Below are 21,428 nucleotides of genomic sequence, written 5' to 3' on the forward strand. Positions count from 1 at the left end.
GGCCTCCCGAGCACCAGGATGGCCGCGTGACCCTCTACGCGCAGACCCCCGCCCGCCGTGCCCGCCAGCTGGTCGGGGACCTCCTCGTCGTCGTCTGGGTGGTCCTCTGGGTCCGCGCCGGGCAGTGGGTGCACGAGGTCGTCGGCCGGCTGGCCGCCCCCGGGCGGACGCTCGAGAACGCCGGGTCCTCGCTCTCGGAGAGCCTGGCGTCCGCCGGAGACACCGTGGCGCGGGTCCCGCTGGTCGGCGACAACGCACGCGCCCCGTTCACCGCGGCCGGGGGCGCCGCGGACTCGATCGCCCGCGCGGGCGTCCAGGTGCAGGAGGGGGCGAACCAGCTGGCGGTGCTGCTCGGGCTGACGATCGCAGCCGTGCCGATCCTGCTCGTCGTCGCGGTGTGGCTGCTCTCCCGCATCCGGTTCGTCCGCCGCGCAGGCGCCGCCCGGCGCATCCTCGACTCCGCGGCCGACCTGGACCTTTTCGCCCTGCGGGCGCTGGCCACGCAGCCCGTCCGGGCGCTCGCCCGGGTGAGCGACGACCCGGCGAACGCGTGGCGCCGCGGGGAACCCGACGTGGTGCGCGCACTGGCGTCGCTGGAGCTGCGCGCGCTCGGTCTGCGGGCACCCGCGGGGCAGCCGGTGTCCTGAGCGCAGTCCGCGGGGGATCAGCGGGCGGCAGCGACGAGCCGGGGCCGCAGGGTCGGGACGCCTGGTCCGCTGAGCTCCTCGACCGAGGCGCTGCGCCCGGAGATGGCGAGGAGGAGGGCCTCGCCGGGTCCGTGCACCTCGGGTCCGGAGCCGGCTGACCAGTCGAGGTCGGTGGCGACCATCCGCAGCCCGCGGCGGTGCCACGAGCCGCGGATGACCGGCGCGGTCTTGGCGAACTCCAGGGCGGCCCGGAGCCGGTCGGGCGGGATGGACCGGTGCAGCCCGAGGGGGCGGCGGATGTCCTGCTGGTGGATCATCCCGTCGACCAGCGCGATGCCGCCTCCGAACGCGGACGGGAGCCCTCGTGGTCGGACGCACCGCCGGGCCAGGGCGACGAGCTCGGCGGGGGAGCTGTCGCGGTAGGGCGCCAGGCAGGCGGCGTTGACCCGGGAGGGCGCCAACCCGCCGCGGACGAACCGCCAGACCAGGTCGGCGCGCGAGAGCTCGTCGTAGCTGAACACGTGAGCGGCGACGTCCCGGACCCGCCACCGTGGGCACAGGGTCGCGGCATCCCACTGCTCCGGCGCGAGCTGCTCCAGCAGGGCCAGGAAGTCGGCGCGCTCCTCCGTGGCGAGCGCCTGCAGATCTGACATCCGACTCACCCCCGGGTCGAGGCTACTGCGAAAGTGTAGACTTTCGAAAGTGGCCACTGGCGGAATGGAGATCGGCTTGCTAGGCGACCCCACCCGACGAGCGATCTTCGAGTACCTCGCCCGGCACCCCAGCTCCGTCGGCGAGCTCGCGGATCGGCTGCCGATCACCCGGCAGGCCGTCTCGCAGCATCTCCAGGTGCTCAAGGACGGTGGCCTGGTCGTGGCGACCGCCGAGGGCACCAGGCGGATCTACCGGCTCAACGCCGACGGCGTCGACGCCCTGCGGGTGTACCTGCAGCGGATCTGGGACGACGCGCTGACCAGCTTCCACAAGGCTGCGGACCAGGAGGTGCCGTGACGGACCCCGGCGGGATCCCGGACCTGCACGGCCGAGCGACCGTCGCGTTGCCGGTGGAGTCGGCGTTCAGGTTCTTCACCGAGTCGATGGGGCGGTGGTGGCCCGCCGAGTACCGCATCGGCGAGTCCGAGATGGTCGACACCGTCCTGGAGCCGTACGTGGGCGGTCGGTGGTTCGAGCGGGGCGCCGACGGCAGCGAGTGCACCTGGGGCCACGTCCTGGCCTGGGAGCCGCCCCACCGCCTCGTCGTGTCCTGGCAGATCACGGGGAGCTGGCGGTACGACGACGACCCGGACCGTGCCTCCGAGATCGAGGTTCGCTTCACACCGGACGGACCCGACCAGACCGTGGTGGAGCTCCAGCACCGGCACCTGGAGCGGCTCGTCGGCGGGGAGGCGGTGCGCAAGGCGATCGAGGAGGGTGGCGGCGGCTGGTCCACCCTGCTGCGCACCTTCGCCGACGCCGCCACGGCCTGAACGTCAGGAGCACAGGACGGTGTCGACCAGCTCCGAGATCCGGGCGGTGACGTCCGCCGACGCCTCCGCGGGGAGCATCGCGTGCATGGTCGTGGTGGCCACAGTGACCCCGCGGCTGCCGTCCTCGCTCACGCCGCCGTCGGTCTGGTAGCCGGGGATGATCCCGCCGTGGCCCCACGCGAGCTCGCCGCAGCTGAGCTCCGTGGACTGCAGGCCCAGCCCGTAGCGCCAGCCCTCGGGGATGCCGGGCAGGTCCATGGGGACGGTCGCCTTCATCTGCTCAAGCTCGGCCGGCTGCAGGATCTCGCCGCCGAGCAGGGCGCGGAAGAACGTGGTCAGGTCCCCGGGCGTGGACACGATGTCGCCGGCCCCCCACGACGAGGCGGGGTCGATGTCGGTGTGCTCGAACAGGGCGGAGCCGGCGGGCTCGGCGTGGTACCCGAGCGGGTGGTCGCCGCGGATGGCCCGCTCCCCGCGGCCGGGCACGTAGGTGTCGCGCAGGCCGAGGGGCTCGATGATCCGGTCCGTGACGACGTCGCCCAGCGGGCGCTGCGTGACCTTCTGCACGAGCAGGCCCGCCAGCAGGTAGTTGGTGTTGCTGTACGACCACGCGCCCGGCGGGGTGGCCGGCTGGGCGAGCCCGAGGGCAAGGAGCTCGTGCGGCTCGACGTACCAGTCCTTCAGCGCGGTGAGCGTGACGGCGCCGTCGGTGATGAAGGGCGGGCCGTTGGTGTAGCTGCCGATGCCGCTGGTGTGCTGCAGCAGGTCCCGCACGGTGATGTCGTGGCCGTCCACGGGTCCGCGCACGAGCCCGGGCAGGTACGTCTCGACCGGGGCGTCGAGCTCGACGAGGCCGTCGCCGACCAGCAGGAGCACCGTGGTGGCGACGAACGTCTTGGTGTTGCTGCCGATGCGGACCTGACCGTCCACCGGGACACGTCCGCCGGTGGCCAGGTTGCCGACGCCCGCCACGCGGTTCCGGTCGCGTCCCCGGTGGTCCGTGACGGTGGCGAGCGCGGCGGGCACCCCGTCGACCTCCACCAGGTGGTCGAGGGTCTCCTGGACCTCGTCGGTCCGCGGTCGGCGGTCGTCGGCGAACGCGACTCCGGGGACCGCCAGCGCGGCGCCGGCGGCGAGCGTGCACACGACGGCGAGCGCCGACATGCGGGTGGGCTGGGGCGTGCGGCTCATGGGACCTCCAGGGGCGGGTGCGTACCCGTCCAGCCTGGGCGGCGGGTCCGTCGCCCACCATCACGCCACCACCCGCATCGAGGGTGGGGTCACCTCCACCCTCGACGTCGGGTCACACCACCCGCACCACGAACGACAGACCGCCGACCACCTCGCCGGTCGCGTCGTCCAGCTGCACGACGTCGAACGCGTGGAGGCGTCCGGTCTCCTCGTCGGGAGAGACCGCGAACGTCACCGCGGCGTACCGCGGCTTGGCCCCCTCCAGGCGCGCACCGACCTCGCGCCCCTCGGGCACGGGGTCGGGCCTCGTCGCGATGCCGAGCGCCGGCCGCACGTCCGCCGCCAGGGTCGGACGCACGAGCGTCTCGCGGGCCGACAGCACCCGGACCCCGAGGTCGGCCAGGGGCTCCGTCGCCGGCAGCCCGCCCGCGCAGCCGCCCATCGTGGTCAGCGCCTTCGCGTCCAGGTCGAACGTCGTCTCGACCGTCCGGACGGTCGCCGCGGCCCGTCCCTCGCCCGGCGAGCCGATGAGGAACCGGAAGGTCATCTTCTGGCCCTTCGCCACCTCGAGCACCTGGATGTTCCGCTGGGCCACGTGCCGGTCGCCGACGACGTCGAAGATCGCCGGGTTCAGGTACGTGTCGAGGGGAATGGTCAGCGCCACCCTCGCGACGATGCACCGGTGCCCGCTGTCCGAGGCCTGCGGGGTCCACGGCAGCAGGATGTCCGCGGTCGAGTACCCGTTCACGGTGAGGAAGCCGCCGCCGACCAGGAACGCCGTGGCGGGCGAGATGACGGTCGAGGGATCCGCGACGAACGCCTCGACGTACGCGTCGACCGCCGGGATGCCGCCGCCGTTGGTCACCGTGACCTTCACGTGGTTCTGCTGCAGCGGCACCGCCTCGCCGCCGACCGCGCCCCCCGGCTTGACGATCCAGATGTCCGGGCTGACCCAGAAGGGCAGCGCCGCGGGCAGCGGTTCCGTGCCGTCGTCGGCGGGGTGCGTGCGGATGTAGAGGCGGGTGACCGCGTCGAACGGAGTGTCGTCGTCGCGGCCGTCGTGGCCCGGTTGCCCGGGATTCGGGTTGTTGTGGTCGTCAGGCATGTCGTCAGCCCCCTGGTGTCGACGTGCGGTCTATGGGAGATAGCTGGTGTCGACCGGGTTCACCACGTCGATGTCCGGGTCCTTCGGCTCCCACGTCTTCCACCCGTGGCCGCGGTCGGCGTCGAGGTTGAAGTCGGGCAGGTCGTCGATGTGCCCGGACAGCAGCCGCGCGGTGAACGCCGGGATGCTGCCGAACTGGAACCCCGCCCAGGTCTGCGAGTCGGTCCAGTGCGTGAACGCCGGCCCGGTGCCGTACGGGGCCTTGGCCGTGTAGAGGTCCTCGACCTGCGGGTCGTACGGATGGAACCCGTTGAGGATCACGTCCGGGTTCTGGCCCCAGAACGGCAGCGGCGCGGACTCGGTGGCCTCGAACTCCCGCGGCGTGCCGGGGTAGACCAGGTGGTGCTCCATCGGCCCGAAGAACCCGTGCGACTCCTGCTTGAGCGGGTAGTTGCCGAACGACGGCGACGGGCCGCCGGTCAGGTGCGCGGACGCGGTGTTGATGAACGCGGTGCCCCACGGCGTGCGGTTGAAGTCGCCCGGCTCGGGGGACAGGTACGCGCCGAGCACCAGCGCGAACCGGCCCTCCTCGTAGACCTGCCAGACGGCCTTCTGCACCTGGTAGAGCAGCCACTTGACGAGTCCGAGCGCCTCGGTCACCGGCAGCGTGAGGATGTCGACGATGTGCGTCAGGGTCCACTGGATCGTGTAGGCGATGGACTCGATGAGCCACTTGATGAAGCCCAGGATGGCCGCGAAGATGTCCAGGATGTTGAAGCCGCCGCCCCCGCCGCCGCCTCCACCACCCCCGCCGCTGAACGAGGGGAACCCGCTGACGTAGTCGGTGAACAGCGCTGCCGTCGCGGACCCGGGCGGGGGGACGGGGGTCGGCTTCTTGGCAGCGCCGATGGACGTGGCCCGCTCGAACCACATCAGCCACAGCCGGTAGGTCGAGTCGAAGTCGGTGGCCGTCAGCTTCGGCGGGACCGGCCGGCCGGGCGCGGCGTCGTACACCTGGTCGACGGCCTTGACCATGAGGTCCGCCAGCTTGCCGGGCAGCTGGCCGCCGGGGAACTCGCACAGCCGGGAGTAGTAGCTGCCGGAGATGGCGTCGGCGACGTAGGTGTCGTCGGAGGTCAGGTTGAGGCACTTCTTGGTCGTGCGGCTGTCCGGGTAGCCCTTGCGGGCGTAGGCGTCGATCCAGTTCTCCACCAGGTGGTGGCGGTGCCAGTGCGACCGGTAGGGGCCGCCGACGATCGAGTTGACGAACGGGTGGCCTGCCACGTCCGCGCCGATGTGGCTGCCGTAGCCGACCGCGTAGCGCATGAGGTCGTCGTCGCCCTGCGCCAGCTTCCACATGGTCGAGGCGAGCTTGCCGGTCCGGCGGTAGTGCCAGGTGTCGAACCAGTACCACTCGTCCTCGGGCCTGCCCTGCTGGATCTTGGGGTGGAACCCGTAGAAGAGGTCGATGTTCTGCGTGACGATCTTGGCCAGCTGCACCTCGAGCGCGCTGGTGATGAGCGTGGCGGTGTCGCCGATCTGGGTGAGCAGCCCGCTGAACAGGGCCTGGTCGACTGCGGTGACGGCGTCGTCGATCGCGTCGGCGACCGGCTCGATCACCGCCTCGTAGAAGTCGATGAACGGTTCGAGCGCGTCGTAGACCCCGAACAGGAAGTTGGCGAACTCGTCGAGCGGGGTGCCGTACTCCTTGAGGGAGAAGACGAGGAAGTCGGGGCCCTGTGCGCCGAAGTTGGCGTACGGGCTGCACGGGTCCTTCTCGAGCAGCTCGGCCAGCTCACGGCCGCGGTCCCCGCCGAGCTCACGCAGGTAGCGCGGGACGTTCCGGATGTTCTGGAGATGGACGATCGGACCTGGCATGGCAGCAGCCCCCCTGCTGACCGCCCGCCACAGCGCGGGCTCCCCTGGCGTCCGGTGCCGGCACTGACCTCGTCGGCAGCCGAACCTGTGTCCTCATTGCCCCACAACGGGCGGAGCGGGAACAAGGCGCGGCGGGGGTGAACGTTCATCGGCCGAGGGTCGCCTCCTCGTCGAGCCGGCCGAGCTTGTCGGGGTTCGCGATGGTCCACACCCGGGTCACGCGACCGTCGGCGACCGCGACGCTGGCCACGCCGACGAGCCCGCCGTCCAGCTCCATCCGGACGGCGGGCTGCCCGTTGACCCAGGTCAGCGAGGCGAGCAGCGCGCCGCCCGCCTTCGACATCCCGCCGACGAGGTAGCGCGCGAGCCTCGCGGCGCCGACGATCGGCCGCCGGGCCGCGCCGCGCGCCTTGCCTCCACCGTCCGCGACGGCGACCACGTCCGGTGCCAGGACGTCCATGAGCCCCTGGAGATCACCCGCGTTGAGCGCGGCGACCAGGCGGGCCACGACGCGCTCGTGCTCCGAGCGGACGACCCGCACGCGGGGCCGCCGCGCGGCGACGTGGCCCTTGGCCCGGTGCGCGATCTGCCGGACCGCCGCCGGCGTCTTGTCGACCGCCTGCGCGATCTCGTCGTACGGCACGTCGAACACCTCGCGGAGCACGAACACCGCGCGCTCCGCCGGGCCCAGCGTCTCCAGCACGGTGAGCATCGCGAGGGACAGGCTCTCCGACAGCTCGACGTCGTCGGCCACGTCGGGGCTGGTCAGCAGCGGCTCGGGCAGCCACTCGCCGACGTAGTCCTCGCGGCGGCGCGCCACCGTCCGCAGGTGGTTGAGCGCCTGCCGCGTGACCACCTGGACGAGGTAGGCGCGCGGCTCGCGGACGGCCGACCGGTCCGCCGAGGCCCACCGGAGCCAGGACTCCTGCAGCACGTCCTCGGCGTCGCCGGCCGAGCCCAGCAGCTGGTACGCGACCGTGAACAACAGGTTGCGGTGCACGACGAAGGGGTCGCTGACCATGCGCTCGAGCCTAGGAGGCGGGCCGGGCGGCCAGCGGCGGCAGCCCGCACGCCGCGGCGAACTCCTCCGAGTGGATGCCGAGCGCCAGGTTCATGCGCGCCGACATGTTCATGAAGGCCACGCGCGCGGCGAGCTCGACGAGCGCTGCCGGACCGAGCTCGGCCAGGAGTGCGTCCGACAGCTCGTCGGTGACGGCCGGCGGCGTCAGGCTCGCGGCCTCGGCGTACTCCATGACGCGGCGCTCGCGGGCGGTGAACACCGACGACTGACGCCAGCGCGGCACCTCCCGGACCTTGGCCTCGTCGAGCCCGTGGTTGTGCGCCAGGAAGTAGTTGAGGTCCAGGCAGAAGCTGCAACCGACCGTCGCCGCGGCGGCCATCGCGGCGTAGGTGGCCAGGTCCCGGTCCAGCTCCCGCCAGCCCTCGACCTTGCGCCCGACGCCCATGGAGTCCTTCATGACCGCCGGGTGGTGCCAGAGCACGCCCACCGACTCGGGGACGTGGCCGAGCATCCTGCGGGCGGCGACCTTGACCACCGCGCCGTACACGCCGGTGAGCTCGGTCGGGGGGACACGCGTGGGGCCGGTCATGGCTGCTCCTTCGTCGACGGTTCGACATGGAGACACCGCCCGGTGCTCGCGTGTGACAGGTCAGCGGCCGCCCGACGTGTCCCGGCGCAGGTAGTTCCACGCCAGGAACGCGCACACCAGCCCGTTGAGCGCGCCCAGCAGCACGTCGGACAGGCTGTGCATGCCCCGGTAGAGCCGGGCTGTGCCGACGGCGATCGGCACCAGCAGGCAGACGATCGTCACCACGACGCGCAGCGCCCGGTTGCCGATGCGCTGCGCCAGCATGGCGAGCGTCACGTAGAACGCGGTCGACGCGCCCGTGTGGCCGCTGGGGTAGCTCGAGGTGGGAGGCGACTCGTCGAGCTTTTCGACGTCCGGGCGCTCGCGGCCGACCACCAGCGCGGCCGTCATGAACACGATGGCCTGCACGGCGATCGCCTGCGGGGGGACCAGCGCCAGCCACCACTGCTTGGTGCGCCACCAGAACAGGGCGACGAACAGCACGCACGCGCCGATGATGAACTCGGTGGTGCCGATCGCGGACATCACCGCCGTGACGGCGTCGAGCGTCTCGGTGCGCTGGGACACGAACCACTCGTTGACCGCCGCCTCGCCGGGCAGGTTGCCCAGGGGGCCCGTGATGAGGAACCCGACGCCGACGACGACCGCCCAGAGGGCGAGCGCCGGCAGGAGGACGCGGACCCGGACGTCCCGCCAGGCCTCGGACCGGGTGGGTGCCGAGGTGTCCAGCTCGTAGCGGCGCAGGAAGGTGTGCATCACGTCTCCCGGTCGGGGGGCGTCGCGGACCAGCCGCTGTAGCCCAGGTAGGACGCGCCCGCGAGGGCCGTCCCGAGCGCGAACCCTGCGACGACGTCGGAGGGGTAGTGCACGCCGAGCAGCACGCGGTCCAGACCCGTGAGCAGCGTGACGGTGACCGCGACGAGCGGGACGGCGACGCGTCCGCCGCGGCTCAGCAGCGGCCAGAGCAGCAGGGCCAGGGTCAGCGCGACGGCGGCGGTGTTGGTCGCGTGCCCGGACGGGAAGCTGGAACCTGGCGCGTGCGCGACCGCGTCCTCGACCACGGGGCGCGCCCGCTGGACCAGCCCCTTGGCGCCGAGCTGGATCGCCCACGCGGCCATGATCGTGAGGAACGCCCAGAGCGCGCGGGTGGTGAGCCCGTGCCGCCGCCACACCCACACGCAGACCAGCGTCGCCGCGAGGTTGACCCACCGCGCCTGGAACGCCTGCTGCCAGACGATGAGCGCCTGTTGGAGGTCGGGGTGGTCGCGCGTGTAGTCCGTGGCCGCTGCGATGGCCCGCTGATCGAGCCGGACGATGCCGCCCACCTGCGCCCGCACCACGTACGCGAGCACCGCGACGGGGACGGTGAACGCGATCCCGAACGCGGCGGCGCGCAGGAGCGCACGGCGGCGGAGGGGCAGCGGTCGCATCCCCGGAGGCTAGGTGTGCGGGGCCGAGTGCGCTCGTCGAACGCTCAGCCGACGGTGATGACCACCGTCCCGGCGGGCGCCTGCCAGACCAGGTCGAGCACGTCGTCGGTCACGCGGACGCAGCCGTTGGAGACCGCGCCCGTGCCGCGCAGGGTGGTGGTGTGGATGGCGGTCACCGCGGTGCCGGTGGGCTTGTCGTAGTGGTCGATCGTCTGGCTCTGGGTGGAGAGCAGGAGCACCCGCGGCGTCGTGGTGCCGGGCTGCTCCCAGCGGGTGCCCAGCAGGAACGCCGGGACGTGCGGGGTGGGTGTGCCGGGTGCGCCGGTGGCCTTCACCGGCAGGACGTGGATGGTCGTGCCGTCGTCGACCGTGAGGGTCTGCGCGGCGACGTCCACCTGGATGGTCCAGTCGGTGCCCGCGGCCTCGGTGTCCACGGAGTCGATCCACACGCTGCGGCCGTTGACCTGCTCCACGTCCTGGCTGGGCAGCGCGCTGCGGGTCGCGACCATGACCCGCAGCCACCGGCCGCGCTGGTCGATCACCGGGAGGGTGGTGCGTGCCTCGAACGTCATGGCGGGCACGACGCCGACCGGCAGCCCCGCCGGGGCGTCGCGGGCAGCGGTGTCCCGGACGACGACCGCGGTCTGCCATCGGCCCAGCGCGGGGTCGTCGTTGGCCCGCTGCGTGAGCCCGTCCGTGCCGGGCAGGCCGGGGACCACGTGTAGGAGGTCGACCACCGGCAGGGTGGCGAGGTCGGCGTCGGGCGGCACGGCGACGGCCGGTGGAGCGGCCTTCTCGACGGCGACCGGGGCGGCCACGACGACCGCGGGCGGAGGCTCGGCGACGGGCGCGTCGGCGCAGGCCCCGGCGAGTGCCAGGACAGCCACCGCGACCGTCGTCGCGATCCTCGTGCGCACCACGTGTTCCCCCGGTCGTCCCGGTCATGGTGCGCCCCCGGCGGAGCATCGGCCAACTCGCGCCCTGTCGCCCCGGTCGGATTGCCGACAGGATGCGTGTCGAGAACCAGCGCCCGGCTCCGACCACCGGGTGAGCGGACCGACGAGGGTCCCCGCGGACACACCGGGAGTGCATCGTGAAGTACATGCTGCTGATGAACTACTTCGTGGAGGGCGTCCCCCCGATCGACCAGTGGGCCCCGGAGGACGTGCGGCGGCACATCCAGTTCCAGCACGACCTCGGTGCCGAGCTCGTGGCCAGCGGCGAGCTGGTCGACGGGCAGGGGCTGGCGTGGCCGGACACCGCGAAGTTCGTGACGAGCGACGGGGTGTCTGCGCCCGTCATCACCGACGGGCCGTTCCCCGAGTCCAAGGAGTTCCTGGCCGGCTACTGGATGGTCGACGTCGAGGACGAGGCCCGCGCCGTGGCGATCGCCGCGCAGGCGTCCGCGGCGCCCGGCCCCGGCGGCGCCCCGATGCAGCAGGTGTTCGAGGTCCGCGCCCTGATGGAGGCTCCCGCCCCTGCCGAGTGACCTGCCCCTCGAGGAACTGCTGCGCGAGCTGGCGCCGCAGGTCCTCGGCGTGCTGGTGCGCCGGTCCGGGGACCTCGCGGACGCCGAGGACGCCCTGCAGGACGCGCTGCTGGCCGCGACGACGCAGTGGCCCGAGCAGGGCGTGCCGGAGAACCCCCGCGGCTGGCTGGTGGTGGTCGGGCAGAACAAGCTCGTCGACCGGTACCGCAGCGAGGAGGCGCGACGCCGCCGCGAGGAGCTCGTCGGCACCATGGAGGCGGTCGACCCGGCGGACGCCTCCGCCACCGACGACTCCCTGCTGCTGCTGTTCGGCTGCTGCCACCCGGCGCTCAGCCCGGCGTCGGCCGTCGCGCTCACGCTGCGGTCCGTCGGCGGGCTGACCACCGCGGAGATCGCCCGGGCGTTCCTGGTGCCCGAGGCCACGATGGCGCAGCGGCTGAGCCGGGCACGCCGGACCCTGCGGGAGCTGGACGGACCGTTCCGGATGCCGTCGCCGGAGGACTACCCCGTCCGGCTCCGGGCCGTCCTGCGCGTGCTCTACCTGATGCTCAACGAGGGCTACGCCAGCACGACCGGCTCGTCCGTGGCCCGCGCCGACCTCGCGTCCGAGGCGCTGCGGCTGACCCGGACCCTGCACGCCGGCCTGCCCGACGACCCGGAGGTGGCCGGGCTGCTCGCGCTCGTCCTGCTCACCGACGCCCGCCGTCCCGCCCGCACGGGTCCGCACGGTGAGCTGGTCTCCCTCACCGACCAGGACCGCGGGCTCTGGGACCGGGGGATGATCGACGAGGGGATCGCGCTGGTCGAGGACGCGCTGGTGCGCGGTGCGGTGGGGGAGTACCAGCTGCAGGCCGCGATCGCCGCGGTGCACGACGAGGCGCCGACCACCGACGCCACCGACTGGCCGCAGCTGCTCGCCCTGTACGGGCTGCTCGAGCGGATGACCGGCAACCCGATGGTGACGCTCAACCGGGCGGTCGCGCTCGCGATGGTGCGCGGCCCCGACGCCGGACTGGCGCTGCTGGCCACGCTCGACGACCGGCTGCCCGGGCACCACCGGCTGGCCGCCGTGCGGGGTCACCTGCTGGAGCGCGCGGGCCGTCCGGCCGAGGCCGCCGACCAGCTGCTCCTGGCCTCGCGCGGGACGACCAGCCTCGCCGAGCGCGACTACCTGCTGGTGCAGGTGGCGCGGCTGCGGCACGGGTGAGCGTTGGACCGTTCGGGTGGTCCGATATGTCCGATCTTGCCGACTCACCCGGCCGGGCTGACGATGGGCGGATCGCACCTCCCGCGACGCAGCGTCGTCTGACTTCAGGCGCCGAGGGAAAGGCATGCCTGTGGCCGACGAGATCATCTCCCCCATCCGACGGGGCGCGCACGACATCGCACTGGAGCGGGACCGGGTCCGCCGCCGCCGCGTGTACCGCTTCGCCGCCGTGGTGCTGCTGGTCGAGGCGTACGTCATCGGCAGCGCGCTGCTGAGCCGGCCGGTGCTGCCCTCGATGCCGACGATCGACCCGCTGATCCTGGTCCCCGTGCTGTTCTTCGCCGCGCTGCTGCTCCTGCTGGTGGGCACGCAGCTGGGCTCCGCGCGCTCGCCCCACGTGGTCTACCGGCCCGAGCAGGTGGACGTCCGGCTGGACGACGTCATCGGCATCGACCCCGTCAAGGAGGACGTCCGCCGCTCGATCGACCTGTTCCAGACCCACAAGCAGTTCGCCGAGCAGATGGGCGGCACCCCGCGCCGCGGCCTGCTGTTCGAGGGGCTGCCGGGCACGGGCAAGACGATGACGGCCAAGGCGATGGCGGCGGAGGCGGGCGTGCCGTTCCTGTTCGTCTCGGCGACGTCCTTCCAGTCGATGTACTACGGCGCCACCGCCAAGAAGATCCGCGCGTACTTCAAGGCACTGCGCCAGGCGGCCCGCACGGAGGGCGGCGCGATCGGGTTCATCGAGGAGATCGACGCGATCGCCATCCGGCGTGGCGGGATGGCCAGCGCCATGACCGCCGGCCCGTTCGACGCCTTCCGGGTGCCCCGGACCGTCACCAACGCCGTCATCAGCGAGGGCACCGGTGGAGTGGTCAACGAGCTGCTGGTGCAGATGCAGTCGTTCGACCAGCCCACGACGTCCGACAAGCTGGTCAACTGGTTCCTCGCGCGCGCCAACCTGCTCCTGCCGGCCGCCCGCCAGCTCCGGCTGCGCAAGCCGGTGAAGGCCCCGATCCTGCTCATCGCCGCCACCAACCGCGCCGACTCCCTCGACCCCGCGCTCTTGCGGCCGGGCCGGTTCGACCGTCGGCTGACGTTCGCGACGCCCGACGCCCTGGGCCGCCGCGCGCTCGTCGACCACTTCCTGGCACGCCGGTCCACGGACGCCGAGCTGGACGACCCCGCCGTGCGGGACCGCATCGCGGCCGCCACCAACGGCTGGACGCCCGTGATGATCGAGCACCTGATGGACGAGGCCCTGGTCAACGCGCTGCGTCGCGGGTCGATGGCCATGACCTACGCGGACGTCGAGCACGCGCGGATCACCGAGATGGTCGGCATCGGCCAGCCGGTCCGGTACACCGAGGCCGAGCAGCGCCTGATCGCCACGCACGAGGCCGGGCACGCGGTCACCGCCTGGCTCGCCGCCCCGAACCGCACGCTGGAGGTCCTCACGATCATCCGCCGCGGCGACGCGCTCGGCCTGCTTGCGCACGGCGACTGCGAGGAGGTCTGGACGCACTCGCACTACGACCTGCGCGCGCTCGTGCAGATCGCGATGGGCGGCTGGGTGGCCGAGGAGCTGTTCTTCGGGCAGACCAGCACCGGTCCTGCCGGCGACCTGGCGTCGGCCACCCGCACCGCCGCGCAGATGGTCGGCGCGGCGGGCATGACCGGCTCGCTCATCTCGTTCGCGGCCACCCCGCACGACCTGGTGTCCGCGGTGCTCAGCGACTCCCAGGCCCGCGCGCAGCTGGAGGCCGTGCTCGACGACGCCCGCAGCACCGTGCGCCGGCTGCTGTCCCGGCACCGCCACCTGGTCGAGGCGCTGCGGGACGCGCTGCTGGAGCGGCACGAGCTGATCGGTGGGGAGATCACCGCGGTGCTCGAGGCGGCGACCCTGGCCCAGCAGCAGCTGCTGGAGGACGAGGAGCAGGAGAAGAGCGCGGCGGTCGCTGCCGGTGCCGCGGCGCAGGCCGCCATCGCGGCGGAGCGGCTGCGCGTGGCTTAACCTTCGGGACGTGCCCGAGGGTCATACCGTCCACCGCATCGCGCGGCAGCTCACCCAGGACCTCGTGGGCCGGCGCCTGGCGGTGAGCTCGCCGCAGGGCCGGTTCGCCGCGGGGGCGGCACGCCTCGACGGGCAGGTGCTGGTGGCCGCGGACGCGGTGGGCAAGCAGCTGTTCTGCACGTTCGAGCGCGGCGACGTGCTCCGGGTGCACCTCGGTCTGTACGGCGCGTGGGACTTCTTCGGCTCGCTCACGCCGCTGACGCCCGGCGGGGTCGCGTCGGGGAGCATGGGCGCGCCCAGGCTCCGGCGGTCCGTGCGGATGGGGGAGGGCGAGCAGGAGCGCGCGGCGGGCGAGCAGTTCCCGCCCGAGCCGGTGGGCCAGGTGCGGGTGCGGCTGGCCAGCGAGGCGACCGTGGCCGACCTGCGCGGACCCACCGCGTGCGAGGTGCTCGACCTGGCGGAGGCAGCCGCGGCCGCCGGGCGGCTGGGACCGGACCCGGCGTCGACGGACGACCTGGACGCGGCCGGCGCGGTGATGGTCTCCCGGCTGACGTCCCGCAACGTGGCGGTCGGCCAGCTGCTCATGGACCAGTCGGTGGTGGCGGGCATCGGCAACATCTACCGCGCCGAGCTGCTGTTCCGCGCGCGCCTCGACCCGCACACCCCCGGCCGGCGGGTGCCCCGGGACGTCGCGCGGGCGCTCTGGGACGACTGGGCGGTCCTGCTGGCCGAGGGGATCCGCGTCGGGATGATCGTCACGCGCGAGGACGTGACCGACCCCGCCGAGCGCTTCTGGGTCTACCAGCGCACCGGCCTGCCGTGCCGGGTGTGCGGCACCCCGGTGCTCCTCGAGGGGATGGCCACCCGGAAGCTCTACTGGTGCCCGGTCTGCCAGGTCTGAGGGTGGTCAGTCGAGGCCCAGCAGCGAGCGCCATGCGCGGTGGTGCTCGACCGTGACGCCCTCGTAGCCGGGCAGCGTGCCGAACGCGTCGGCCACCAGCGCGGTCTCGGCCTCCAGCACGAGGGGACCCTCGTCGATGAACGTGTACTGGGCCCCTCCCGCCACCGCCGCGGTGTCCGTCTCGACGCCGACCGTGAACGGCAGCCCCGCCGACGACGCCGCGACGACCGCCGGCGCCGCGAGCGCCACGATCCCGTCGGGGCCCTGCGCGTGGTCGCTGAACGCGACGACGCCCACCCGCGCCGCGCGCGCCAGGACGGCGTCCAGCAGCGTGCCGCCCTCCCACGCCTCGTGCGCCAGCCACCACGGGGTGTCGACGCCCAGCCCGACGCCCGCGGGCAGCGCCGCGAGAACGCCGTCGAGGAGCGTGAACCACTGCGCGCACAGCTGGTCGCGGTCGGTGGCCCAGCCCGGGGTCGCCCACGGCTCCACGTCCAGCTGCAGGCTGTCGCTGGGTCCGGAGCGGAGGGCGGTCAGCGCCCACGTGACGGCGAGCGACGGCTGACCGAGCCACCCGGGGTCGCCACCGAGCGGTCCGACCGCGATGCCGGCGGCCTGGAGCGCGGTCGTCGCGACGCCGAACCAGTCGCCCACCGGTCCCTCGTCGGCGGCCCAGGGAGCCGACAGGAACACCCGCTGGAGCGCGCGCTCCTGGCAGAACGCGACGAGGGCGGCGGGCTCGGCGGGCGCGTAGTCGCGTCCGCGGGCGTCGAGCGTGCGCGCCACCGGGTTGTCCCAGGCCCACATCGAGGTCAGGGCGCTCACGAGAACACCCGCTCGCCCACGGGCAGCTCGGCGGCCAGCGTGTTGGCCCGGGTGGCCAGCGGGCAGGCCCACGCCGGGTCGTACGCGCAGGACGGGTTGTACGCGAAGTTCAGGTCGACCACGAGCCTGTTCTCTGCCATGCCGAGATCCGCCCCCTTGATGGTGTCCAGCAGGTACCGCCCGCCGCCGTACGTGCCGCCGGGCGTGCCCGCCAGCGCGTCCTTGACGGGCACGAACAGGCCGCCCGCGTAGCCGCGCAGCCGCCACACCGCGAGCGTCCCCAGGTCACCCACCTCGACGTCGGCGATGCGCTCGAACGGCACCACGCCGTCGGTCCCGGTGCTCACGTCGAGGCGCTGCTGCGGGGCGGGTCGGAGCTCGCACTCGAACCGGTAGGCGGCGTCGTAGTGCGGGATGTCGAGCCCCTCGAACGACGCCTTGGCCACGGCGTCCAGCGGCGACGCGGGGTGCTCGGCCAGCAGCTCGTCGCGCCGCTGCACCCAGGTCGCGTGCGCGGCCGCGGGGTCGTCCGTGGCGACGCGGCGGACGTCCGCGTAGATCTCGGCCACGCGGCGGCGCCAGTCGGCGACGGCGAACGGCTCGTCGGCGGGATGCCGGCCGGGCGCGATGACGGGGAATCCAGCGTTCACCGCCCCACCGTCGCACGACGCGCTGTCGCAGGTCGACCTGTGTGAGGCTGGGCGGCATGGATCTGCGCATCTTCATCGAGCCCCAGCAGGGCGCCTCCTACGACGACCAGCTCGCGGTGGCCAAGGCCACGGAGGACCTCGGCTTCGACGGCTTCTTCCGCTCCGACCACTACCTGCGCATGGGCGACGGCGACCCGCTGCCCGGGCCCACCGACTCGTGGACCACCCTCGCCGGGCTCGCGCGCGAGACCAGCCGCATCCGGCTGGGCACCCTGGTCTCGTCGGCCACCTTCCGGCACCCCGGCGTGCTCGCCGTCCAGGTGGCGCAGGTGGACCAGATGTCGGGCGGCCGCGTCGAGCTGGGGCTGGGCGCCGGCTGGTTCGCGCAGGAGCACGCCGCCTATGGCATCCCGTTCCCGGAGAAGCGGTTCGGCCTGCTCACGGAGCAGCTGGAGCTCATCACCGGCCTGTGGGGGACGCCCGCCGGAGAGCTCTACGACTTCGACGGGGAGCACTACACGCTCAAGCGCTCCCCGGCGCTGCCCAAGCCTGTGCAGTCGCCCGTGCCGATCATCGTCGGCGGCGGGGGACCGAAGCGCACCCCCGCGCTGGCCGCGAGGTACGCCGCCGAGTTCAACCAGTCGTTCCCCGCACCGACCGACGTGGAGGGTCGCGTGGCCACGGTCCGGGCGGCGTGCGAGGAGGCTGGGCGGGACCCGTCGACGCTGGTGTTCTCCGTGGCGCAGGTGCTCTGCGCGGGTCGCGACGACGCCGAGGTGGAGCGCCGTGCCGCGGCGATCGGCCGTGACGTGGCCGAGGTGCGGGCCGTCGGGTTCGCCGGGACGCCGACCGCCGTCGTCGACCGGATCGGCTCCTACCAGGAGCTCGGCATCACGCGGGTGTACCTGCAGGTGCTGGACCTGCACGACCTGGACCACCTGGAGCTCGTCGCCTCGGAGGTCGCGTCGCAGCTGGGCTGAGTCCCGCTAGGGTCCCGGCATGCGCGGCCTGTACGCACTCAAGCCCTGGTACACCCGGCGACTCGACGGCATCGTCCGGTGGGCCGTGGACCGGGACGTGTCCCCGGACGTCTTCACGTGGCTGGGCGTGCTCAGCGCCGCGGCCGCCGGCGTCGCCGTCGCGCTCGGGTCGTGGCCGCTCGCCCTCCTGCTGCTGGCCGGTCGGCTGGCGGGGGCCAACCTGGACGGGGCGGTGGCCCGGGCGCGCGGGGTCTCCCGGCCCTGGGGGTTCGTCCTCAACGAGCTCGGCGACCGGGCGAGCGACCTGCTGATGTTCACGGGCCTCGCGGTGCTGCTCGGGCGGGTGCAGGGCGGTGCGGCGCTCGCGTTCGTGCTCGTCGCGACGCTGGCGGCCACCCTGCCGACGTTCGTGTCCCTGGCCGGGGCGGGAGCCGGGGCACCGCGCCTCAACGGCGGACCGTTCGGCAAGACCGAGCGGTGCCTCGCGGTGGTCCTCATGGTCGCGGCGCCGGGGCTGTCGCCGCTCCTGCTCGCGGCGACGGTGGGGATGTCGCTGGTCACCGCGGTCACGCGGCTGCAGCAGCTGCGCCGGGTGCTGGTGTGATCCCGGACCTGGAGATCCACCTGCGGCTGGCCTCGTGGCAGCTCGACCTGGACGGCCGGGCGGTCTGGCTGCTCACGGTCAGCGTGGTGATCCTCGCGCTCGCGGCGATCCCCGTGTTCCTCTCCGGCAGGCCGGAGCTGCGCCGCCGCTGGACCACCTGGGCCCTGATCCTGCCGGTCATCGGGATCCCCATGTGGCTCGGCCCGGGACCCACGGCGGTGCTCGCGGCCCTGCTCGCGCTGCAGGCGGTGCGCGAGTTCGCCGCCATGGTCCGCCTGCCCCGCGCGGAGACGACCCTCCTGCTGGTGCTCGCCGTCGCGTACCCGATGGCGGCGTGGCTGGCCCCCGACCTGCTCGCGCTGGTGCCCCTGGTGGCGCTGCTCTGCGCGGTCCCGGCGCTGCTGACCGGCGACTCCGAGCGCGGGGTCGAGCGCGCGACGCTCACCGCGTTCGGGTCCATCTGGCTGTGCTGGTCGCTGGCCAACCTGGTGCTCGTCGGCTCGGACGCGTACCTGCTGTGCTTCGCCGCGGCGGCCACCGACATCGCCGCCTGGTGCGGCGGGACCGGCCTGCGCCGGTTCGCGTGGGCGCGACGACCACTCTCCCGGCTCAGCCCGAACAAGACCGTCGGAGGTATGGTCGGAGCCGCCGTCGGGGCGGCGATCGTGCTGGTCGTGCTCGATTCCGCCTCGCCGGGCCTGTACGTCGCCGTGCTGCTCGGGAGCGTCGGAGGAGACCTGTTGGAGTCCATGGTGAAGCGCCGCGCCGGGGTCAAGGACGCGGGCGCCTGGCTGCCGGGGTTCGGCGGCCTGCTGGACCGCGTGGACTCGCTGCTGCTGGTGCTCCCGCTCGCGGCGGTGCTCGCATGACGTCCCGCCGACGCGTCGGCCTGCCGCCCGGGTTCAACCTGGCCGGAGCCGCCCGGCACACCTTCTGGCGCAACGTCTTCCACCTGGTCGGCGGCTACAAGGTGCGCGGCGCCGCGCCGTACGAGGCGATGGTCATCGTCGCCAACCACAGCTCGCACGCCGACACCCCGGCCCTCATCGCCGCGTTCCCGGCGCCGTACAAGCCTGTCGTCGTGGCGGCGGAGGACTACTGGTTCCAGAAGGCGTGGATGCGCCTGGGGCTCACGGTGGCCATCGGCGCCGTCCCGGTGCACCGCAAGGGCGGCGGGGGCTACGCGGGGCTGGTGGAGGGCGCGCAGGCGGTGCTCGGTGCCGGCTCCAGCCTGCTCGTGTTCCCCGAGGGCACCCGCAGCACCGACGGCCGGCTGGGCGACATGCGCAGCGGTGCGGTCCGGCTCGCCCGCGAGTTCGACGTGCCGCTGCTGCCCGTCGCGATCATCGGCACGGCCGACCTGCTGCCGAAGGGCGGCGGGCTGCACCCGGGGCCGGTCGAGGTGCGGCTCGGGCATCCCATCCAGCCCGAGGACCTGGTCGACGACGACATGTCACCGGTGGTCCACCAGCTCGAGGCCCTGCTGGCCGAGGGACCGGCCACCTGGTCGGAGTCCCGCACGTGGCGGGTGCTGCACCGCGCGATGGACGGGAAGGCCGGGATGGCCGGCGCCGCCGCCTGGGGGTTCGCCGAGGGCGTGAGCTGGCCCGTGACGATGGAGATGTACCTGGCGGTCGTCGGCGTCGCGCACCCGCGTCGGATCCTGCCCGCCGTCGGGTGGCTCACCGCCGGGTCGGTGGCGGGCGTGCTGGTCACGTCCGAGCTGACCCGGCGCGGGCTGCGCCCGCCGGCCCCGCTCACCACCGCGAGCATGCGTGCGGCGGCCGCGGAGCACATGGCGGTCGGCGCGCGGGGCGTCTGGAAGCAGGCGGTCAACGGCGTGCCGGTCAAGCTGTACGCCGCCGCAGCCGGTGACGCGGGCGTCCCCCGGGGGCCGCTCGCCCTGCACACCGCGGGGGCACGCGGGGCGCGGGCGCTGGCCATGGGCGCGGGGATCGGGGGAGCGGCCGCGATCGCGCACCCGGTGCTGCGACGGTTCTACGTGCCGTACCTCGGCGTGCTCGGCGTCGGCTACGCCGTCGGGCTGGCGCTGGTGATCCGCTCCTGGCGCCGCAGGGCAGCCGGCTGATCCTCGGCCACCGGCCGCACCAGGGCGGCCACGGTGTGCACCAGCAGCACCACGAGGGCGACGTTCCGGGCGGCCAGCGTGAGCGTGACCACCGGCCCGCCGCCGACGACCTCGGTGTAGAACCACGGGAACACCACCTGCGTCGCACCGGCCACGCCCAGCACCAGCCAGGCGGTGGTGCGCCAGCCCGGCAGGCGCAGGGCCAGGGCCACCGCGACGGGGGGCGCCAACCACCCGATGAACTGCGGCGAGCCCACCTTGTTGAACACCAGCATGACCAGGACGAGCAGCAGCGCGCCGCGGACCAGCAGCTCGGTGCGCGCGGTGCCGCCGGACCACATGCGGGCACCGAGGTTCTCGCGGCGCCACCACAGCAGCAGCGCGGCCCCGGCCAGTGCGACGAAGAACAGCGCACCGAGCACGTCCGCGGCCCCCTGCGTGCCGGGCCCCTGGATCTCCCACGTGACCAGGGGCTCGTTCAGGTACCGGACGATCGACGGCGACCAGAGGCCGGCGACGAGCCAGGGGGTGGCACCCGGCGACTCGATCTGGAGCCCGCGGGCCTCCTGCGCGGTGAGGAACGAGGTCACGTGCGGCAGCCCGCCCAGCGCCGCGACGGTCCCGACCACCACGACGGAGACCACCGCCGCGGGCACCACCGCACTGCGCCACGGCCGGCGCACCGCCACGAAGAGCGCCACCAGCAGGGCGCCCGGAGCGACCTTGACCCACGCGGCCGCGGTGAGCAGCGCGGAGGTGATGCGCGGGTGGTCCAGGGCGATCGCCAGAGCGACGACGACGACCGGGGCGACGACGGCGTCGAGCCGGCCCATGGCGACCGGGCCGAGCAGGAGCAGGAACGCGAGCCACCACCAGGCGCCGACCGTCGTCGAGCCGTCCTGCGGGGAGCCGGGCCGCCGCACACGCAGCAGGACGGCCAGCGCGGCCGCGTCGAGCGCAGTGACGAGCAGGGCCCACATCGGGGCGAAGACGGACGAGCCGGCCGCCGACGCGACGAGCATCGGCAGGATCGCCCCGGCGGGGTAGACCCACGAGCCGTCGAGCACGGGCCACTCGCCGCGCTCGATCCCGAGCCACGTCCAGTAGCGGTAGAGGTCCAGGTCCCAGAACGCCTGCTGCGGGATGAGGACCAGGCCCACGAGCGCGAGCCAGCCGTGCACGAGCACGAACGCGACCCAGACCGGCGTGGCGGAGCGCAGCAGTCGGGCGAGCAGTGCGACCTCCAGCGGGAGCGGCCCAGGACGAGGCCGATGGACGACGGGCGGGCAGGGTTCAGGCTAGCCCGCCCGTCGCCGTCGGC

23 protein-coding genes are annotated in these 21,428 nt (G+C 73.7%); 11 read left to right on the plus strand and 12 right to left on the minus strand.

Annotation, left to right across the window (positions count from 1 at the left end; all coding sequences use genetic code 11):
- The first annotated feature begins 26 nt into the window (after positions 1–26).
- Positions 27–647 carry a hypothetical protein gene (locus tag RYN42_RS07845; RefSeq protein WP_315095186.1) on the plus strand — a complete coding sequence of 207 codons (621 nt, stop codon included), beginning with the start codon at positions 27–29 and terminating at the stop codon, positions 645–647.
- Positions 648–664: 17 nt separating this feature from the next.
- Here the strand turns inward: RYN42_RS07845 and RYN42_RS07850 are convergent, their stop codons facing one another.
- Complete coding sequence (locus RYN42_RS07850) at positions 665–1,300, minus strand: maleylpyruvate isomerase family mycothiol-dependent enzyme (RefSeq protein ID WP_315095188.1); 636 nt, start codon at positions 1,298–1,300, stop codon at positions 665–667.
- A gap of 49 nt (positions 1,301–1,349) precedes the next feature.
- Here RYN42_RS07850 and RYN42_RS07855 point away from each other — a divergent pair, with 49 nt between their 5' ends.
- Positions 1,350–1,658 (plus strand): metalloregulator ArsR/SmtB family transcription factor, encoded by a 309-nt coding sequence (locus RYN42_RS07855; protein ID WP_315095190.1) that lies wholly within the window; start codon positions 1,350–1,352, stop codon positions 1,656–1,658.
- The gene (locus tag RYN42_RS07860) at positions 1,655–2,134 is read left to right on the plus strand and encodes an SRPBCC family protein (RefSeq protein WP_315095191.1); all 480 of its coding nucleotides are present in this window, start codon (positions 1,655–1,657) and stop codon (positions 2,132–2,134) included. Before RYN42_RS07855 ends, RYN42_RS07860 begins: the two co-directional genes overlap by 4 nt.
- A gap of 3 nt (positions 2,135–2,137) precedes the next feature.
- On the opposite strand, the gene RYN42_RS07865 is transcribed toward RYN42_RS07860, so the two are convergent.
- The 8 genes from RYN42_RS07865 to RYN42_RS07900 form a co-directional block, all read right to left on the minus strand.
- Complete coding sequence (locus RYN42_RS07865; RefSeq protein WP_315095192.1) at positions 2,138–3,325, minus strand: serine hydrolase domain-containing protein; 1,188 nt, start codon at positions 3,323–3,325, stop codon at positions 2,138–2,140.
- Between the two features lie 112 nt (positions 3,326–3,437).
- A complete protein-coding gene (locus RYN42_RS07870; protein ID WP_315095193.1) occupies positions 3,438–4,430 on the minus strand; it encodes a hypothetical protein in 993 nt (330 codons plus the stop codon).
- 30 nt (positions 4,431–4,460) lie between these two features.
- Complete coding sequence (locus RYN42_RS07875; protein ID WP_315095194.1) at positions 4,461–6,308, minus strand: zinc dependent phospholipase C family protein; 1,848 nt, start codon at positions 6,306–6,308, stop codon at positions 4,461–4,463.
- 145 nt (positions 6,309–6,453) lie between these two features.
- Positions 6,454–7,329 (minus strand): RNA polymerase sigma-70 factor, encoded by an 876-nt coding sequence (locus RYN42_RS07880; RefSeq protein ID WP_315095195.1) that lies wholly within the window; start codon positions 7,327–7,329, stop codon positions 6,454–6,456.
- 10 nt (positions 7,330–7,339) lie between these two features.
- Positions 7,340–7,918 carry a carboxymuconolactone decarboxylase family protein gene (locus tag RYN42_RS07885; RefSeq protein ID WP_315095196.1) on the minus strand — a complete coding sequence of 193 codons (579 nt, stop codon included), beginning with the start codon at positions 7,916–7,918 and terminating at the stop codon, positions 7,340–7,342.
- A 60-nt stretch (positions 7,919–7,978) separates the two neighbouring features.
- Positions 7,979–8,674 (minus strand): phosphatase PAP2 family protein, encoded by a 696-nt coding sequence (locus RYN42_RS07890; protein ID WP_315095197.1) that lies wholly within the window; start codon positions 8,672–8,674, stop codon positions 7,979–7,981.
- The gene (locus tag RYN42_RS07895) at positions 8,674–9,348 is read right to left on the minus strand and encodes a phosphatase PAP2 family protein (RefSeq protein WP_315095199.1); all 675 of its coding nucleotides are present in this window, start codon (positions 9,346–9,348) and stop codon (positions 8,674–8,676) included. The genes RYN42_RS07890 and RYN42_RS07895 overlap by 1 nt, the downstream gene beginning before the upstream one ends.
- Before the next feature lie 44 nt (positions 9,349–9,392).
- Positions 9,393–10,265 carry a L,D-transpeptidase gene (locus RYN42_RS07900; protein WP_315095201.1) on the minus strand — a complete coding sequence of 291 codons (873 nt, stop codon included), beginning with the start codon at positions 10,263–10,265 and terminating at the stop codon, positions 9,393–9,395.
- Positions 10,266–10,450: 185 nt separating this feature from the next.
- On the opposite strand from RYN42_RS07900, the gene RYN42_RS07905 reads away from it, so the two are divergent.
- The 4 genes from RYN42_RS07905 (at position 10,451) to RYN42_RS07920 (ending at position 14,959) form a co-directional block, all read left to right on the plus strand.
- Positions 10,451–10,837, plus strand: a complete 387-nt coding sequence (locus RYN42_RS07905) for a YciI family protein (RefSeq protein WP_315095232.1) — start codon at positions 10,451–10,453, stop codon at positions 10,835–10,837.
- Positions 10,838–10,856: 19 nt separating this feature from the next.
- Positions 10,857–12,044, plus strand: coding sequence for a sigma-70 family RNA polymerase sigma factor (locus RYN42_RS07910; RefSeq protein WP_315095233.1), 1,188 nt, complete (start codon positions 10,857–10,859; stop codon positions 12,042–12,044).
- A 124-nt stretch (positions 12,045–12,168) separates the two neighbouring features.
- A complete protein-coding gene (locus RYN42_RS07915; RefSeq protein ID WP_315095203.1) occupies positions 12,169–14,058 on the plus strand; it encodes an AAA family ATPase in 1,890 nt (629 codons plus the stop codon).
- Positions 14,059–14,068: 10 nt separating this feature from the next.
- Positions 14,069–14,959, plus strand: a complete 891-nt coding sequence (locus RYN42_RS07920; protein ID WP_315095205.1) for a DNA-formamidopyrimidine glycosylase family protein — start codon at positions 14,069–14,071, stop codon at positions 14,957–14,959.
- Positions 14,960–14,965: 6 nt separating this feature from the next.
- Here RYN42_RS07920 and RYN42_RS07925 read toward each other — a convergent pair whose 3' ends face one another.
- Together RYN42_RS07925 and RYN42_RS07930 are read right to left on the minus strand one after the other, a co-directional pair.
- The gene (locus tag RYN42_RS07925) at positions 14,966–15,784 is read right to left on the minus strand and encodes a hypothetical protein (RefSeq protein ID WP_315095207.1); all 819 of its coding nucleotides are present in this window, start codon (positions 15,782–15,784) and stop codon (positions 14,966–14,968) included.
- Positions 15,781–16,434 (minus strand): DUF1684 domain-containing protein, encoded by a 654-nt coding sequence (locus RYN42_RS07930; protein WP_315095209.1) that lies wholly within the window; start codon positions 16,432–16,434, stop codon positions 15,781–15,783. The genes RYN42_RS07925 and RYN42_RS07930 overlap by 4 nt, the downstream gene beginning before the upstream one ends.
- Positions 16,435–16,490: 56 nt before the next feature.
- Between RYN42_RS07930 and RYN42_RS07935 the strand changes: the two genes are divergently transcribed.
- The 4 genes from RYN42_RS07935 to RYN42_RS07950 are packed head-to-tail and all read left to right on the plus strand — an operon-like array spanning position 16,491 to position 20,107.
- Positions 16,491–17,414 carry an LLM class F420-dependent oxidoreductase gene (locus RYN42_RS07935; protein WP_315095210.1) on the plus strand — a complete coding sequence of 308 codons (924 nt, stop codon included), beginning with the start codon at positions 16,491–16,493 and terminating at the stop codon, positions 17,412–17,414.
- Between the two features lie 19 nt (positions 17,415–17,433).
- Positions 17,434–18,018 (plus strand): CDP-alcohol phosphatidyltransferase family protein, encoded by a 585-nt coding sequence (locus tag RYN42_RS07940; protein ID WP_315095212.1) that lies wholly within the window; start codon positions 17,434–17,436, stop codon positions 18,016–18,018.
- Complete coding sequence (locus tag RYN42_RS07945; RefSeq protein WP_315095213.1) at positions 18,015–18,887, plus strand: phosphatidate cytidylyltransferase; 873 nt, start codon at positions 18,015–18,017, stop codon at positions 18,885–18,887. Before RYN42_RS07940 ends, RYN42_RS07945 begins: the two co-directional genes overlap by 4 nt.
- On the plus strand, positions 18,884–20,107 hold the full coding sequence (locus tag RYN42_RS07950; protein ID WP_315095215.1) for a lysophospholipid acyltransferase family protein: 1,224 nt from the start codon (positions 18,884–18,886) through the stop codon (positions 20,105–20,107). The genes RYN42_RS07945 and RYN42_RS07950 overlap by 4 nt, the downstream gene beginning before the upstream one ends.
- Here RYN42_RS07950 and RYN42_RS07955 read toward each other — a convergent pair.
- Positions 20,050–21,294 (minus strand): glycosyltransferase 87 family protein, encoded by a 1,245-nt coding sequence (locus RYN42_RS07955; RefSeq protein ID WP_315095217.1) that lies wholly within the window; start codon positions 21,292–21,294, stop codon positions 20,050–20,052. The two genes, RYN42_RS07950 and RYN42_RS07955, sit on opposite strands and share 58 nt — an antisense overlap.
- Positions 21,295–21,428: the final 134 nt, after the last annotated feature.

It is taken from the genome of uncultured Cellulomonas sp. (assembly GCF_963527515.1).
Taxonomy (GTDB): Bacteria; Actinomycetota; Actinomycetes; order Actinomycetales; family Cellulomonadaceae; genus Cellulomonas.

Coding starts and splice junctions, on each gene's coding strand:
- RYN42_RS07850 (WP_315095188.1), bottom strand. CDS start 1,300: ATGTCAGATCTGCAGGCGCTCGCCACGGAGGAGCGCGCCGACTTCCTG.
- RYN42_RS07950 (WP_315095215.1), top strand. CDS start 18,884: ATGACGTCCCGCCGACGCGTCGGCCTGCCGCCCGGGTTCAACCTGGCC.
- RYN42_RS07870 (WP_315095193.1), bottom strand. CDS start 4,430: ATGCCTGACGACCACAACAACCCGAATCCCGGGCAACCGGGCCACGAC.
- RYN42_RS07940 (WP_315095212.1), top strand. CDS start 17,434: ATGCGCGGCCTGTACGCACTCAAGCCCTGGTACACCCGGCGACTCGAC.
- RYN42_RS07885 (WP_315095196.1), bottom strand. CDS start 7,918: ATGACCGGCCCCACGCGTGTCCCCCCGACCGAGCTCACCGGCGTGTAC.
- RYN42_RS07875 (WP_315095194.1), bottom strand. CDS start 6,308: ATGCCAGGTCCGATCGTCCATCTCCAGAACATCCGGAACGTCCCGCGC.
- RYN42_RS07915 (WP_315095203.1), top strand. CDS start 12,169: ATGCCTGTGGCCGACGAGATCATCTCCCCCATCCGACGGGGCGCGCAC.
- RYN42_RS07865 (WP_315095192.1), bottom strand. CDS start 3,325: ATGAGCCGCACGCCCCAGCCCACCCGCATGTCGGCGCTCGCCGTCGTG.
- RYN42_RS07895 (WP_315095199.1), bottom strand. CDS start 9,348: ATGCGACCGCTGCCCCTCCGCCGCCGTGCGCTCCTGCGCGCCGCCGCG.
- RYN42_RS07880 (WP_315095195.1), bottom strand. CDS start 7,329: ATGGTCAGCGACCCCTTCGTCGTGCACCGCAACCTGTTGTTCACGGTC.
- RYN42_RS07905 (WP_315095232.1), top strand. CDS start 10,451: ATGCTGCTGATGAACTACTTCGTGGAGGGCGTCCCCCCGATCGACCAG.
- RYN42_RS07890 (WP_315095197.1), bottom strand. CDS start 8,674: ATGCACACCTTCCTGCGCCGCTACGAGCTGGACACCTCGGCACCCACC.
- RYN42_RS07935 (WP_315095210.1), top strand. CDS start 16,491: ATGGATCTGCGCATCTTCATCGAGCCCCAGCAGGGCGCCTCCTACGAC.